Annotated in this window: 15 protein-coding genes and 2 tRNA genes; 14 read left to right on the top strand and 3 right to left on the bottom strand. The window is 45.2% G+C overall.

What is annotated here, in order from left to right; genetic code table 11:
- Nucleotides 1-10: 10 nt before the first annotated feature.
- Nucleotides 11-2,473 (bottom strand): bifunctional UDP-N-acetylmuramoyl-tripeptide:D-alanyl-D-alanine ligase/alanine racemase, encoded by a 2,463-nt coding sequence (locus VL525_RS00275; RefSeq protein WP_325382087.1) that lies wholly within the window; start codon nucleotides 2,471-2,473, stop codon nucleotides 11-13.
- Between the two features lie 58 nt (nucleotides 2,474-2,531).
- Between VL525_RS00275 and VL525_RS00270 the strand changes: the two genes are divergently transcribed.
- The 11 genes from VL525_RS00270 to VL525_RS00225 all read left to right on the top strand — a co-directional run bounded on the left by VL525_RS00270 (nucleotide 2,532) and on the right by VL525_RS00225 (nucleotide 10,056).
- Entirely contained in the window at nucleotides 2,532-3,014 is a 483-nt protein-coding gene (locus VL525_RS00270) for a regulatory protein RecX (RefSeq protein ID WP_325382085.1), read from the top strand.
- Nucleotides 3,015-3,185: 171 nt separating this feature from the next.
- Nucleotides 3,186-3,261 (top strand) — tRNA-Gly (locus VL525_RS00265).
- A gap of 187 nt (nucleotides 3,262-3,448) precedes the next feature.
- Nucleotides 3,449-3,533 (top strand) — tRNA-Leu (locus tag VL525_RS00260).
- A gap of 45 nt (nucleotides 3,534-3,578) precedes the next feature.
- Entirely contained in the window at nucleotides 3,579-3,833 is a 255-nt protein-coding gene (locus tag VL525_RS22790) for a GIY-YIG nuclease family protein (RefSeq protein WP_414684717.1), read from the top strand.
- 219 nt (nucleotides 3,834-4,052) lie between these two features.
- Complete coding sequence (locus VL525_RS00255; RefSeq protein ID WP_325382083.1) at nucleotides 4,053-4,724, top strand: hypothetical protein; 672 nt, start codon at nucleotides 4,053-4,055, stop codon at nucleotides 4,722-4,724.
- Nucleotides 4,725-5,111: 387 nt separating this feature from the next.
- Complete coding sequence (locus tag VL525_RS00250; RefSeq protein WP_325382081.1) at nucleotides 5,112-5,303, top strand: cold-shock protein; 192 nt, start codon at nucleotides 5,112-5,114, stop codon at nucleotides 5,301-5,303.
- 6 nt (nucleotides 5,304-5,309) lie between these two features.
- Nucleotides 5,310-5,759 (top strand): cold shock domain-containing protein, encoded by a 450-nt coding sequence (locus tag VL525_RS00245; protein WP_325382079.1) that lies wholly within the window; start codon nucleotides 5,310-5,312, stop codon nucleotides 5,757-5,759.
- 81 nt (nucleotides 5,760-5,840) lie between these two features.
- Entirely contained in the window at nucleotides 5,841-7,292 is a 1,452-nt protein-coding gene (locus VL525_RS00240) for a hypothetical protein (RefSeq protein WP_325382077.1), read from the top strand.
- 114 nt (nucleotides 7,293-7,406) lie between these two features.
- Nucleotides 7,407-8,045 carry a hypothetical protein gene (locus VL525_RS00235; protein WP_325382075.1) on the top strand — a complete coding sequence of 213 codons (639 nt, stop codon included), beginning with the start codon at nucleotides 7,407-7,409 and terminating at the stop codon, nucleotides 8,043-8,045.
- Nucleotides 8,046-8,567: 522 nt separating this feature from the next.
- Nucleotides 8,568-9,329 (top strand): cytochrome b/b6 domain-containing protein, encoded by a 762-nt coding sequence (locus tag VL525_RS00230; protein WP_325382073.1) that lies wholly within the window; start codon nucleotides 8,568-8,570, stop codon nucleotides 9,327-9,329.
- Nucleotides 9,301-10,056: a molybdopterin-dependent oxidoreductase gene (locus VL525_RS00225; protein WP_325382071.1), complete on the top strand. Its 756-nt coding sequence runs from the start codon at nucleotides 9,301-9,303 to the stop codon at nucleotides 10,054-10,056. The genes VL525_RS00230 and VL525_RS00225 overlap by 29 nt, the downstream gene beginning before the upstream one ends.
- A 45-nt stretch (nucleotides 10,057-10,101) precedes the next feature.
- Here VL525_RS00225 and VL525_RS00220 read toward each other — a convergent pair whose 3' ends face one another.
- Nucleotides 10,102-10,893 carry a carbon-nitrogen hydrolase family protein gene (locus tag VL525_RS00220; RefSeq protein ID WP_325382069.1) on the bottom strand — a complete coding sequence of 264 codons (792 nt, stop codon included), beginning with the start codon at nucleotides 10,891-10,893 and terminating at the stop codon, nucleotides 10,102-10,104.
- Between the two features lie 138 nt (nucleotides 10,894-11,031).
- On the opposite strand from VL525_RS00220, the gene VL525_RS00215 reads away from it, so the two are divergent.
- The gene (locus tag VL525_RS00215) at nucleotides 11,032-11,427 is read left to right on the top strand and encodes a DUF1801 domain-containing protein (protein ID WP_325382067.1); all 396 of its coding nucleotides are present in this window, start codon (nucleotides 11,032-11,034) and stop codon (nucleotides 11,425-11,427) included.
- Between the two features lie 4 nt (nucleotides 11,428-11,431).
- Nucleotides 11,432-12,781 carry a D-arabinono-1,4-lactone oxidase gene (locus VL525_RS00210; RefSeq protein WP_325382065.1) on the top strand — a complete coding sequence of 450 codons (1,350 nt, stop codon included), beginning with the start codon at nucleotides 11,432-11,434 and terminating at the stop codon, nucleotides 12,779-12,781.
- 2 nt (nucleotides 12,782-12,783) lie between these two features.
- On the opposite strand, the gene VL525_RS00205 is transcribed toward VL525_RS00210, so the two are convergent.
- Nucleotides 12,784-13,716, bottom strand: coding sequence for a glycoside hydrolase family 43 protein (locus VL525_RS00205; protein ID WP_325382063.1), 933 nt, complete (start codon nucleotides 13,714-13,716; stop codon nucleotides 12,784-12,786).
- A 149-nt stretch (nucleotides 13,717-13,865) separates the two neighbouring features.
- On the opposite strand from VL525_RS00205, the gene VL525_RS00200 reads away from it, so the two are divergent.
- The gene (locus VL525_RS00200) at nucleotides 13,866-15,239 is read left to right on the top strand and encodes a hypothetical protein (protein ID WP_325382061.1); all 1,374 of its coding nucleotides are present in this window, start codon (nucleotides 13,866-13,868) and stop codon (nucleotides 15,237-15,239) included.
- The last annotated feature ends 34 nt before the right edge of the window (nucleotides 15,240-15,273 follow it).

Below are 15,273 nucleotides of genomic sequence, written 5' to 3'. Positions count from 1 at the left end.
CGGCAGGTAATTATTCGTAAAAATACACTCTTTTTACCCGCTGCGAAACATTGGTCAATATTTCATAAGGGATGGTGCCTATTTCCTGCGCCAGCTCTTCGATCCTCAGTTCCTCATTAAAAACAATTACCTCATCGCCTTCGCGCACATCGATATTGCTTACATCCAGCGTGCACATATCCATCGAAATATTGCCAACAGTTGGCGCATATTCGCCATTTACCAGCATTTTGCCTACCCCATTTCCGAAAGCTCTTAAGTATCCATCGGCATAGCCTATGCGCACCGTAGCTATTTTTCCGCCATTTGCCAGCTTACCGTTGCGGTTATAGCCAATGGTATCATTTGCCTGAACTTTCCTTACCTGCGATACGCTTGTTTTCAGCGTCGCAACGGGCTGTAAACCGCCTGCACCCTGCGGAAGGGCCGTATCTATCCCGTAAAGGCCAATACCCAGCCGCACCATATCGAATTGTGCCTGTGGCCAGCGCGTAATGCCCGATGTATTGGCGATATGCTTAATAAACTTATATCCCAATGCGCGCTCAATTTTTTTGTAGGCCCGCTCAAATGTGCTGATCTGTTTTTGGGTAAATTCATCATGCTCTTCGGCATCGCTGGCTACCAGGTGCGAGAATACCGATTGCACCCTTATGTATTTGTTTTCCTCGAGGAGGTCGCAAAGTATGTCGATATCATGCTCCTCGAAGCCAAGCCGGTGCATACCCGTGTCGATCTTGATATGTACAGGGAAATTACTGAGGCCGGTTGTTTGTGCGTATCTCACAAATTCGTCCAGCAGTTCAAAGCTGAATATCTCGGGTTCCAGTTTATTTTCGACCAGTTTATCAAAAGCTGATGATTCTGGATTAAGCACCATCACCGGGAGGGTAATTCCACCAGTACGCAACGCCACACCCTCATCAATATAAGCTACCGCCAGGTAATCGACCTTATTATATTGCAGCATATTGGCTACTTCAAACGTGCCGCTGCCATAGGAAAAGGCCTTAACCATGGCCATCACCTTTACTCCCGGCTTTAGCTTTGCGCGGTAAAAGTTCAGGTTGTTTAAAAGAGCATTCAGGCTGATCTCTAATATCGTTTCATGCGCCTTCAGCGCCAACGCCTGGCTGATGCGTTCAAATTCAAAGCTCCGCGATCCCTTTATCAGGATGGTCTCATTATCAAGCTTCAGCTCCTTCAATCGCTGAAGCAAGGTGTTTGTATCCGGATAAAAGTATTTTTCGGGAACGTTGAAGCTATCCCTGTACCTGTCCAAAGCCTCGCCGACCCCGATAAATTTATTGATACCCTTCGTTTCGATCATGTCTGCAACCTGGCGGTACAATATATCGTCCTGCAAACCCGACTGGTATATATCCGATAATATCAAAGTTCTTTTTGGATGCTGGTTCTGCTGGTTCAAAAAATTAAGGGCTATCTCCAGCGACTGCACATCCGAGTTATAGGAATCGTCAATTACCGAACAATTATTGATACCATTCTTCAGTTCGAGCCGCATGCTTACCTGGTTCAGGCGCTCTATCCTGTCGTCAGCCGCCGCGGGGCTGTAGCCCATCGCCAGCATAGTGGCCCAGCAAACTATGGCGTTCTCTACCGAGGCCTCGTCCATAAATGGGATCAGGCATTCTATCTCCTTCTCCCTGAAAATGGCCCGTAAATAAAAGTTGCGCCTGATAACGGTTTCGGTAAATACGTATAGGTCGGCCTGCTTAAATTTAGTGCTCCAGGTAAACCTTTCTTTTACAGGAATATCTTTTTCGTAACCGGTCAGCTGATCATAGTTATGTACCAGCAGGCGGGAGTGCCTGAACAGTTTCAGCTTTTCGAGCACCTTCTGCCTCCTGCTTTCAAACCCCTCGTCGTGGGCCGGGCCGATATGAGTCAAAACACCGATAGATGGTTTTATAATAGCCTCCAGCTTATCCATTTCATTCACGGTAGATATGCCCGCCTCGAAGATCCCAAGTTCATCGTTCCCGTTTATTTGCCATACCGAAAGCGGCACACCGATCTGCGAGTTGTAGCTTTTGGGGTTGCGCACCGTATTTTTATCCGGGGTAAGTAACTGGTACAGCCATTCCTTTACGATGGTTTTGCCGTTACTGCCTGTAATGCCTATCACTTCCAGCTTAAAGCGGCTGCGATGGTAAGCGGCTAATTTTTGCAAAGCAGCCAGCACATCATCAACCAGCAGGAAATTGGCCCCTGGCATTTTTATATCGGTGTGATGCTTAACCACAAAATTCCGCACACCTGCCGCGTAAGCTTCGGCAATAAATTCGTGGCCGTTGCGCCGACCGCTTAATGCAAAAAACAATCCCTCTGCCGCGTTGGTTATCCGGCGGCTATCCGTAAGCAATACGCTTATGGTATCTTCCTTTACAATTGTGCCGCCGGCGCCTATAATATCTTTGACTGCTGTTATCGGGTAGTGATTGCTTAGCATGCTACGAATTTGCTTATATTTCTGCCAATAGAAGAATTTTTAACGAATTTTGGTTTTGATGGACCAACCCAAACCCAACAAAATAACCGACGAAAAAGTTGGCCTGGCAAAGGCAGAAAATTATTGCGCCTACCAGGAGCGTTCGCAGCAGGAAGTGCGGGATAAGCTGTACGAATGGGGGCTTTACCCAAACCAGGTTGAAAATATCATTACCCGGCTGATAGAAAATAATTTTCTGAACGAGGCCCGGTTTGCGGTAGCTTATGCTACCGGGAAATTCAGGCAGAAAGGTTGGGGGAAAATTAAGATCAAGCAGGGTTTGAAATTAAAAAAGGTTTCGGAACCGCTGATAAAAAAGGCGCTTAACAGTATCGATGGCGACGACTACTTGCAGATGCTAAACCGGATCATCGAGAAAAAATCGGCAACAATAACTGAAAAACTCCCTTATAAACGCCGTTATAAGCTGCAGCAGTACGCCATGAGCCGGGGGTTTGAGAGCGACCTGATTTCTGATGTTCTGAAAGAAATGGTTGATTAAGCTGATTTGGTGAGTGGTTGATTTACTTATGAACTTTTTGAAAACGCAACCATCAATAACTAAATCAACCACTTAACAAGGAAAATCAAAATTTTTAAATTTATCATTTGCAGAATAGCCATTTCTCTCTATATTTGCACTCCGCAAGCGCAAAAGTAGTTTAGCGAATATGCGAAAGTAGCTCAGTTGGTAGAGCACGACCTTGCCAAGGTCGGGGTCGCGAGTTCGAATCTCGTCTTTCGCTCCACAATCCCTTCCACCAAAAAGAAGGGATTTGTTTTTAAAAGGTATACTGCCTGCTCGGGTGGTGGAACTGGTAGACACGCCCCGATTTGAATCGGGGTTCCCGTTAAAGGGATGCTGGTTCGATTTACGAACTGAATACAATATCACCAGCTTGGGGTGAATAAAAATTGCAGGCACTGACGACACCTGCTCAGATGGTGGAACTGGTAGACACGCAGGACTTAAAATCCTGTTCCCGTTAAAGGAGTGCGGGTTCGATTCCCGCTCTGAGTACAAACCCGATACAGGCGTATCGGGTTTTGTTATTAAAACCTATTTATGTTTTACACCCATATACTTCAATCTGAAAAGAGCGGCCGATATTACATCGGGCATTCTGCGGATTTGGAAGCAAGGTTACAAAGGCATAATACCGGAAAAGTCAAAGCGACGAAAAATAAAGGCCCATGGGTTTTAAAGCATTATGAACAATACGATACTAAAGGCGAGGCAAATTCACCGGAACTTTATATTAAGTCCATGAAAAGTCGCGTTTATATGGAAAAATTGCTTGCGGGATTTTCCGGGATATAATAATTATAAGATAGACACGCCCCGATTTGAATCGAGGTTCCCGTTAAAGGAGTGCGGGTTCGATTCCCGCTCTGAGTACAAAAGCCTGGTATGAAAATATCGGGCTTTGTTGTTTATGCTATTGTACAATCAAATGCCATTACCCACGTTATTATTCTGAACGGATGCGGAAATATTTTTTCATGCACGGGATAGCTTACCTTTCACCTATTACAATTTATGAACCTGTCACAGTCAACTTTACTTTATAGCGCCATTGTTACTACAATATTTATCAATAGCAATTATCAAAACCGGCCGACAACTGTCCACAATGAAGTTGCTTATAACGACTTCAAAAAGAGCGTAAATAGCTACAAAAACTTATTGATCAACCATCCAACAAAGGATATTGGTAATTATTTGTTCAAACTGATAGACGAGGATATTTATAACTATTGGTCAGGTACACCCTGGGATTTTTATGGCACCACGCAGCAACCTAAAACAGGAAGCATTGCCTGCGGGTACTTTGTAACCAATACCTTAACCGACCTTGGCTTTAAGATCGACCGCATAGGGCTTGCTGAAGTTCGTTCCGGAGATATGATCAAAAAACTCTGCGTGGGGATCAAATCATTCAATAGCCTTAATAAATTGAATCGTTATTTAGCTGAACAGCCTGCTAACTCTATTTTCATTATCGGGCTTGATTTTCATACGGGTTATATTATCAAAAACAGCACCGGATGTTATTTTTTCCATTCCAATTATGTTAAAAAGGAAGGCGTGATAAAGGAAAAAATAAACGTATCCAAAGCGCTAAGCGCCAATAAATTTTTTATGATCGGCAGCTTAACCACAAACAAAAAGCTGTTACGAAAGTGGGTGGCCGGTAAACCTGTGATTTGAGTTGATGGGAAATTGGCCTGAATATGCAATGAAACCCGCCCGGTTAAGCATCTGCGCTTAACGGAAACCTACCGGGCAAATGTCCACACTTGCGAAATTCACTTTTACATGAGCGTAGACGCTCAAAATTGGTGTATTCAAGCGAAAGATGCTTGAACAGGCGTTTTTAGCGGGTATAATAAATTATGCGATAAATTCGCCAGCCATTTAAGGCTGGGTTCGCCACGAATGCCAAGCGTCCAATCCATTAGGGGCTTTGCCGTTTTAATATTTTCAGTTAACCAGCCACGGTAATTAAACAATTTCCGATAAAAATTTTACTTTCCTTTATAAAGTTCTGCTAGTCACAATAATTAAATGTACCTTGCAACCTTAACAAATAAAATAATGGCAACAGGAACAGTAAAATTTTTTAATGAGTCAAAAGGCTTCGGCTTTATTACCCCTGCCAATGGTGGCAAGGAAGTGTTTGTACACGTTACCGGTCTGATCGACAAGATCCGTGAAAACGACCAGGTTAGTTACGATGTAGAAGAAGGTAAAAAAGGTCCGAGCGCGGTTAACGTAAAAAAAGCATAAGCAGAATTGGCAAGATCAACAGAAACATTTAGTAAGAAAGAACGGGAAAAAGCCCGTCAAAAAAAATCCAAGGAAAAAAAGGAAAGAGCCGAAGAACGAAAAGCTAACGCCGGCAAGGGTAAAAGCCTGGAGGATATGATGGCCTATACCGATGAGTATGGGAATATTACTTCAACGCCTCCCGACCCGTCAAGAAGGATAAAGGTTAATGCCGAAGATATACAGGTTGGCGTTGCCCGGCAGGAAGACTTGCCACCCGGCACCATGAGAAATGGCGTGGTAAGTTTCTTTAACGAGTCGAAGGGCTACGGTTTTATCAAGGATCTGCAAACGCAGGAAAGTATTTTTGTGCACATTAACGCTTTAACCGAGCCGTTGAAGGAAAACAATATGGTCACTTTTGAAACCGAACAGGGTCAAAAAGGATTGTCTGCCATTAATGTAAAAAAGAAATAGCAAAAGCTGATTCAAAAATATTTAGAAGCCGGTTGGAAACGACCGGCTTTTGTTATTTTGCGGCCCGATACAGCCTGGATTATGCCAACCCACATCTTCAAAAAAAGCAGTTTTGCTTTGCTATTTATTGTACTTTCCATTTCCTCGCGGGCGCAAAACACCGGCGTCTCGTTCACCTCGTCCGACAAAAACTTAGAACGGGCCTTTGCCTGGGCCAAAGATATGGCCATGCACTATAAAGGCGACAGCACCGACCCGGCTGGCCCCTGGTATGAAGCGGCATTACCATCGCGGTATGCCTTTTGCATGCGCGATGTTTCCCATCAATGCATCGGGGCCGAAATATTGGGATTAAGCCGGGAAAACTGTAATATGTTTGGCCTTTTCGCCAAAAACATATCGGCTTCGAAAGACTGGTGTTCCTATTGGGAAATTAACAAATGGGGCAAAGCCGCTCCCGAAGATTACCGTAACGACCGCGAATTCTGGTACAACCTCCCGGCCAATTTTGATGTTTTATATGCATCCTGGCGCCTTTATTTATGGACGGGCGATAAGCGTTATATAAACGATGCGGCCTTTGTTAATTTTCAGCAAAAAACAGTTAAAAATTACATAGACCGGTGGGTGCTTGCTGCCGACTCGCTGCTGACAAGGCCCATCCATCCAAACAAGGATATCCCTTTAAACGAAAAGGATGCGTTCAGCACCTGCCGTGGACTTCCGTCTTATTCCGAAGGCATACCCAATCTTAAAACAGGCATCGACCTGGTTGCCGGGCTGTACCGCGGTCTGCTTACCTATTCGGACATCCTTGCCTGTAAAGGCATGAAAAAGGAAGCTGCTTATTATGCAGCGAAAGCCGAAACCTACCGCAGCCACATTGAAAATGATTGGTGGGATGCACGGGCCGGGCAATACAATACCCTGTATGGCGACAATGGCAAATTTGCAAAGGACCCAAGCGAAACGTTCCTGGTTTGGTTTGATGCTTTACAGGATACGGCGCGCTTGAAAAAAACGGTGGCACACATGACTGCCAACTATGCGAATATTGAGAACACCTCCTATTACCCTTACCTGTTTTATAAAAACGGGCGGTGGAACGAAGCAAGAAAATGCATCCTTTACCTTTCGGACCCTGCCACGCCACGCCGCGAGTACCCTGAAGTATCGTTTAGCGTGATCGAAGGTATTGTCCACGGCTTGATGGGTGTTACGCCTGATGCGCGATCGGGCACTATCAGTACCGTGTTCAGAGTAAACGGCCCCGGATCGGCAGTCATTAAACATTTGCGAGTTTTGAACAGCGCTATCGATCTGAGCCACCTTAATAAGCAACGATCTGTATTGAGTAATCATGGCAAACGGGCCATTAAATGGAAAGCAATGTTTTACGGCAATTACCGTAAAGCGTACGCCAACAGCGTATTATACCAGGTGAAAAATGAAACCGATGAAATGGGAAATAAAGCATCCTATGTCATCATAGTGGTTAAACCGGGAATGACGGTGAATGTGAGGATGGAATGACACGCCTATCTGATTTCGCATCATTAGCTATTCGAAAAAGTATATATTAGTGTTTTGGTATTAAGAGACAAACCCTAAGCTTGCGTGAATCGACTCCCCTTATATTTCCTTCTAATGCAAGGTATTGTTTTACTTGCAAATTGTACCAATGGTAATAAGACAGGCAAAAATGTTCAATCAAAAAAACCAGATAGCGTCGGCGTAGCTATCAACCTCCCGATTTCTAAAGCAAACGATGATAGTATACAACTAACCAAGCTGGTTAGGGCAATGTATAAGTGGCATGAAACAGATACCACGCGTGCCGGCGGTTTCAGCCCGGTGAAGAAAAACCCGCGGGATACATTCTATTCGGGCATTGATTTGAATGCAAATAATAATGCAGTAACGAAACTACAAGCAACCGGTTTGTTCGCGAACGACTTTTTGGACGACTATCGCAAAATTGCCGAACGTATGGACAAAGAGCTGCATGACGGCTCGTCGTCATGGGCTGAGGGAGAGCTTCCCTCATTTGAAGATGATGTTGATGAATGGTGCAATTGCCAAGACTATCCTGATAATTATTGGGAAAAATTGACGCTTACCAATATCAGATTAAACAAATCTGAAGCTACCTTTAAATGGACCTGGGGTGACGGCTTCTATTATAAAACAAAAGCAAAAAAAGAAAACAACGTTTGGAAAATCAGTTACTTAGAAGGGTTTGACATGAGTTATTATAATTGGGAACGGGCTACTAAGCATCAGTAATAATCAGTTCTTTGAAAATCGCGAAAACTTAATTGAGCTGTTGGCCTGGATGTACCGGTATCTTTCCGGGCGAGTATCGCACACACTTTACACTAAGTCAAAAAAACAAATTCATAAATTCACAAAAAACAAATACACCAAGGGGTAAAAACTGGCTTGTTCCGGACTGATCCTGTCTCAAAACGGGCCAATTTTGACCAGAAAGGCATTTGATGTATTTCAGCGATTATTTTCGATAAGAAGATATCAGTATACAACTTACTGTATATCAGTCAGTAATTTTAGTCCTGTTCACGGAAAGTGTAAAAATGGGCCACTTTTAGTACTTAGTGTGTTGAAATATATCCTGTATAACAGCTTTTTAAAGCTTAATATTGTTTGGCAAGCGGCGTTTGCGTGAACATGGCTTATGGAGCTATACACACTAAGAATGATGCCGATAACCAGCCGTCTTATGATAGAGGCCAAGCCATTTGTTATATTACGAATTTTACTTACATTCAGTGTTTTATAAGCAACAGGATGGAAAGCATTCGCCACAAACGCTGGGTTAAAGGCAGCCATTTCGTTATCACGCTGAGCTTCCTGGCATTATCATTCAGCGGGTTTGTTATCCTGATGTCGCACCCGAGGCTATATTGGGGCGAAGTTGGGAACGACCTCACCCCTGCCCTGTTCGAATTGCCTATCAGCCGCAACTATCATCATGGCGGCTGGGAAAAAAGCGAACCTTTTTTTAAGACGGCCAATTCGCCGGTAAGCGCCGGCCGGACTTATGATATTTTCAATCAAAACGGCTGGGGTCGCAGTACACATTTTCTCGCTGCGTGGTTCCTGGTGATAACGGGTGTTATCTATTTACTGGCGGGTTTCTTCAGCGGGCATTTCAGGCGCAACATCTGGCCGCGCATCAAAGAGCTTAAACCCGGTTTGCTCTGGCATGATCTTACAGATCACTTTCGCAAACATATTTCTGCTGAAAACCGGTCGCAATACGGCCTGTTGCAGCGATGCACCTATTTTGGTGTGATCTTCTTCCTGCTGCCCTTGATAGCGCTAACAGGCATGACGATGTCGCCCGCGATAACCGCCGGGTATCCGTTCCTTACAAAAATGTTTTTCGGGGTGCAATCTGCACGTACTATTCATTTTTTTGCTTCCGTTGCACTGATATTATTCCTGCTGGTGCATATAATTATGGTGGTGCGGTCGGGATTCAAACGAAATATATTGGCAATTACAATTGGGAAACAAAATGGGAAAAAGACTGATCAACAGGCGTAAAGCGATCTATGCCGGGCTAACCTCCGTTGGTGGCATGCTGCTGACCGGCTGTTTCAAAAAACCGCTGCCGCCAACGTACGGCAACATCCTGTGCATGGGCGATGCGTTTACCTATATAGCCCAACGTACGCTGCTGCCTGGCCAGTCGCTGGCTAAGGAATACCAAAAGAGCGACATATCTTCTTTTCCTGCTACGGGAACTATTAATCCTGCCAACCCGGAGATCAAGTTCTCCTATAACAAGCATTACCACGCCCTGCAGCAAAATAATTTTAAGGATTTTGTACTCTCTGTTGAAGGCAAAGTGTCCAAACCGGGGAAATATAGTATTGATGACCTTAAAAAGCTGGGGCAACGCACGCAAATTACCCGTCATACCTGCGAAGAAGGCTGGAACGCTATTGCCGAGTGGAGCGGGGTGCCGTTGAGTGCCGTGTTACAGCACGCCGGCATTTTGCCCGCGGCTTGCTGCGTAAGCTTGTACGGCTACGATAACTATGCTGAAAGTATCGACATGCTCGACGCTTTTCATCCGCAAACGATATTGGCCCACAGCATGAATGGCGAAGACCTTCCCGTTCAGCATGGCGCGCCGCTAAGGCTTAGAGTGGAAACCCAAATTGGCTATAAGAGCGTTAAGTATGTGCATCGCATTGTAGTAACCGATAAGTTTGTGGATGCCAATGGCGATATACAGGCGGGTTGGTCGTGGTATACGGGTATTTGATATTTCTTTAAAATAAGCACCCTCCGCGGTAGCTTCTATGCCTATTTACAACATATACAGTTCATTCCTGAACCTTTTTGCAAGCAACCCGGTTGCTTTTTTGGTGTCAATATCCACTACAATAACCCCGGCCTGACCGTAAGTTTGATATGCCAAACAGGTGCCGTCGTGTGATACGACCGAACTGGCTGATTCCGGGTAACGGAAGCCATAATTTACGCCGGCAAAATAGATGGTATTTTCCATAGCCCGCATCATCATTGCTTTTTCGTAGTAGGGGTTGTCTTTATGCCCCCATTCTTTAAGTTCGGGGCCGGCAGAATCACTGCCTGTACAATGCGGATGAAAAACAATTTTCGCCCCGCGCTGTGCCGCCCACCGGACAGATTCGGGATATCGGAAACCTTCATGGCATATTGTAACGCCGAACTTTATACCGTTCACTTCAAAAATATGGCGCGTAGTACCGGCTGTCCAAATACTATCTTCAGTAGGGTCAAGCTGATTTTTTGCCTGGTAACCTAAAACTTCGCCTGTATTGGAAACTACTTTCGCAACATTCAAAAGTTTATCGCCTTCGTACCAATCCATAGGGATGATAACCGCGATATTATTTTCAGCCGCTACCGTGCAAATTTTATTTAATGCTGAACTCAATTGTTCAGCCGAACATTTTTCAGCTTTAAAACCCATGCCCGGGTAACCAGGAACATAAGATTCAGGGAAGCAAACAATCTCAGCCTGTTGGCTTGCCGCGTCTTTCATCAGCAGTTCAACCTGGTACAAGCTATCTTTTAATGATTTAGGAAAGGGCGGCGAAGCCAAAGCAATTTTCATATTAAGGGAATACCGATTGAATGGTATGAACAAATTTACGCGTTTAATGCTTCGCGCTCAAATTTGTTGCGACGGATTGTTTATCTTAGAATAACCAATTATTACCTCATTCGGAATATTATCGTGGTAAAACCCAAGTTGACTGATCAGGAAGAAGTAACCGCCCTCCTTCAAAAACTGGAACCCGGCTTGGGGGAGATCATCCAGGAATTAAGACAGATCATCCTCGCAGCTGACCCTGAAGTCGGCGAGCGGATAAAATGGAACAATCCCAGCTTTTACTATACCGGCGACATGAAGCCCTTCGACCCAAAAGAATATAAACGCGAGATAATTGTTTTCAATTTATTCAAGGGCCGCATTATGCTGGTTTTCCCAAGCGGCGCAAAGGTGAACGATACCACCGGCTTTTTAGAAGGGGATTATAAAGATGGGCGGCGCACACATGTTTTTAAAGAGATGGCCGATGTAAAGGCAAATGAAAAAATGCTACAGCAAATTGTACAGCAATGGCTTAAATTGATCGACAAATAGCACCATGAAAAGAAAAAAATTCATACACATGAGCGCGGCTTTGGCAGCTGCACCTTTTTTAGCACCTTTGAGCAGTATGGCATTTTCGGACAAACAGGAGCGCTTAAAAAATTGGGCGGGCAACCTTACTTATGGCACCGGCAATGTGCAATATCCAAAAACTGTTGCCGAAGTTCAGCAACTGGTTGAGAAGCTTCCTAAAATGAAAGCATTAGGAACGCGTCATTGTTTCAATCAAATTGCTGACAGCAAAGATGATCTTGTTTGTACACGTGACATGAATAAAGTGGTCGCGCTGGACACTAAAATGCATACCGTGACAGTTGAAAGCGGCATCAAATACGGCGAACTTGCACCTTATTTGCAAAAACAAGGTTTTGCGCTGCATAACCTTGCATCGCTGCCGCACATATCCGTGGCGGGATCAATAACCACCGCAACGCATGGCTCTGGTATCAAAAACGGCAATTTAGCTTCGGCAGTTACAGCCTTGGAGATTGTTAAAGCAGACGGCAGCATTGCCCATCTGTCAAAAGAAAAAGATGGTGACAAATTTAATGCTGCTGTAGTTGGCTTAGGCGCTTTGGGTGTGATAACGAAAGTGACCCTGAAAATTGAGCCCACCTACCAGGTGGCGCAGCGCGTTTTCCTGAAGCTTCCGATGGTTCAACTAAAACAGCATTTTGAACCGATCATGTCTGCCGGATATAGCGTGAGCCTGTTTACTGACTGGCAAAACGACAGTATCAACGAAGTTTGGATAAAAAGCAAAATAGGAACTGATAAAGAGCAAAACCAGCCGGAGTTTTACGGTGCAAAGGCTGCGACAAAAAATCTTCACCCAATTATCGATCATCCGGCAGAAAGCTGTACAGACCAGATGGGCGTGCCTGGCCCCTGGTACGAGCGCCTGCCTCATTTTAAAATGGGTTTTACCCCCAGCAGTGGCAAGGAGCTGCAATCTGAATATTTTGTGCCGCTAAAGCATGCCGTGGAGGCTATCGGGGCCGTGTCGCGGCTGGCTAAACAGATCGGGCCGCACCTGTTCATCACCGAGATTAGAACGATAGCTGCGGACGATCTTTGGATGAGTCCCTGTCATAACCAAACTTCGGTTACTATTCATTTTACATGGAAACAGGAGACTGAAGCGGTGATGAAATTACTGCCTCTGATTGAAAAAGAACTTGCACCTTTTAACCCGCGCCCTCATTGGGGCAAAATATTTACGATAGCGCCAAAAGTGTTACAATCGCGGTACGAGAAATTGGACGACTTCAAAAAACTCGCAGCCGAATATGACCCGCATGGCAAATTCAGAAATGCATTTTTAGAATACAACTTATATAGTTAGCGCTACTTCGTCATTTTCACCGGTAGTATATGCCCGTCTTTGTCAAAAAACAGCCGATCGATGCATACCGCACGATGATTTGCTCCGGTTTCGCCAAGCGGGCGCCGATGATAAACGATGTAGTATTTGTCGTCGCTTGCCGAATGGATCACGGAATGGTGCCCCGCCCCGGTTGCTATCGCCGGGTCCTGCTGCAATACTGTAGCCAGCCGTTTGAATGGCCCGAGCGGCGATTTTGACATAGCATAAGCTACCTTATAATCCGGCCCTCCCCAGCCCCCTTCCGACCACATGAAGTAGTAATAGCCGTTGCGATATAGCATATATGGTCCCTCTACATAACCTTCCGGCGTTATTTCTTTATACAACTTACCATCTGCAAAAGGTTCGATACCCGTAAAATCATTTTTCAGCTTTACAACGTTGCAATGTCCCCAACCACCATAGTACATATAGTAAGAGCCGTCTTTATCTTTAAAAACAAACTGGTCGATGGGCTGCGCTCCGTTTACAATATCACTGATCAAAGGCTTGCCCAAAAGGTCTTTGTATGGGCCTTCAGGCTTATCCGCAACAGCTACTCCAATGCCCCCAACTTCGCCCTGGTGAACGTCATTCGCACCGAAAAAGAAATAATATTTACCATCTTTTTCTAATACTGCCGGTGCCCACATAGCGCGTTTTGCCCATTTCACACTGGCCGTGTCCAATACATCATGATGTTTTTCCCAATGTTTCAGATCTTTCGATGAAAAGGCATCAAAAAACACCTGTTTATTATAAGCGTCTGAATAGGTGGGGAATACCCAGTAGGTATCGCCATATTTGGTGCCCTCAGGGTCGGCATACCAGCCCTGGATTATCGGGTTATCCTGTGAAAAGGCTGCGACCGACATGGTCATCAGCAAACTAAAAAAAGCAAAAACACGTTTCATAAATGCAAATCTATAATAAAAACGGTCGCCGCGAATTCGCTGCGCCGATTAACTTAAAATTTTCAAAACCTACGTGTTTGAGAATATTTTTAACTTGAAGGAAACTTTATTAGTCTTTATGGGTTACCATTAAAATAATCACCAAAACAATGAAAAAATTTACCTTGCTATCATTTATGGCAGTTGTGTTTTTTGCGGCATGTAAGAAGGACAACATTAACGGGAACGGCGGCGATAGTTCGCGTAAAATTGATACGCTGCAGGGAACCATTACCGCGGATCAGACATTGGACGCCAGCAAAGACTATTTTTTAAAAGGACAGGTTTATGTTAAAAATAACGCAACCTTAACCATACCGGCGGGCATTACGGTACGTGTGCAAAAAAATGACGCGGCGGCCGACAAAAGCGTGTTGGTAATTACCCAGGGTTCGAAACTATTTATTAACGGAACTGCTGACAAGCCGGTGGTATTTACATCAGCAGCAGCAACGCCGGCACCAGGCGATTGGGGAGCGATCATTTTGTTGGGCAAAGCACCTACTAATACCGTTACCGGAAATGTTATGGGGCTGAATGTTTCGGACGATACAAAATATGGAGGCAGCGATGCCGGAGACAATTCGGGTTCGATCACCTACCTCAGGCTCGAATACACAGGGGGTATTAACCCGCCGGCCGAAGATGAATGGGTAGTTGATAAAGCAAGCGGGTTGCTGCTGGCCAGTGTGGGTTCGGCCACCAAGATCGACAATGTGATGGTTAAGTACTCGAACGACGATAGCTTCCAGTTTGTAGGCGGAACGGTAAATGCCACACACCTCATCAGCTATAATGCCGGCGATGATGATTTTGACTTTGACCTGGGCTATACGGGCAGCCTTCAATTTTTGATCGGTTACCGTACGCACGCTTCGTCCCAGGCCCTTCGCGCCAACGGTTTCGAAAGCTACAACGATGAAGTTCCTACGACCAACACACCATTGACCCGCCCTGTTGTATCCAACATGACCATTATTGGGCCGGAGGGTATTGATGCGACTAAGACCAATATTAACATGGGGGTTTACATGCGTAAAGGAACACGTTTGGCAATCAGGAATTCGGTAGTTGCCGAATATTCGGAAGGTGCATTTATGACCTGCCCACGGACAAGACCGGTGATATTGGCCGACGATAATGCTGAGTTCAGGAGTAACCTGGTACAATCAGATACGCTTGCCCGCACATTTGCCTGGGACCAGGGTGCAGTAATAGCGGTACCCGACCCGGAAATGACAATCTTTGAAACCAACAGCGTTAATAAAAATACCGTTATCACCGCATCAGCAGATATGAAACTCACAGCTATGTATGCCACAGGCGCGCCTGACCTTACACCAGCCGATGGTTCCCCGGCACTGAGTGGTTCTGATTTTACCGGAACCGATTTCTCGAGCGCGTTCTTTGTTCAGACAGCTTATCGCGGAGCGGTAGGCACCAGCAACTGGGCAGCTCAGAGCGCCTGGGCTGATTGGAAATAGCACATCAGTAATCCATAATAACCCACGCCGGCCG

It is taken from the genome of Mucilaginibacter sp. (genome assembly GCF_035492695.1).
Classification (GTDB): domain Bacteria; phylum Bacteroidota; class Bacteroidia; order Sphingobacteriales; family Sphingobacteriaceae; genus Mucilaginibacter.
The sequence above is the reverse complement of the archived record's forward strand: the minus strand, read 5'-3'. Positions and strand labels throughout refer to the sequence as shown.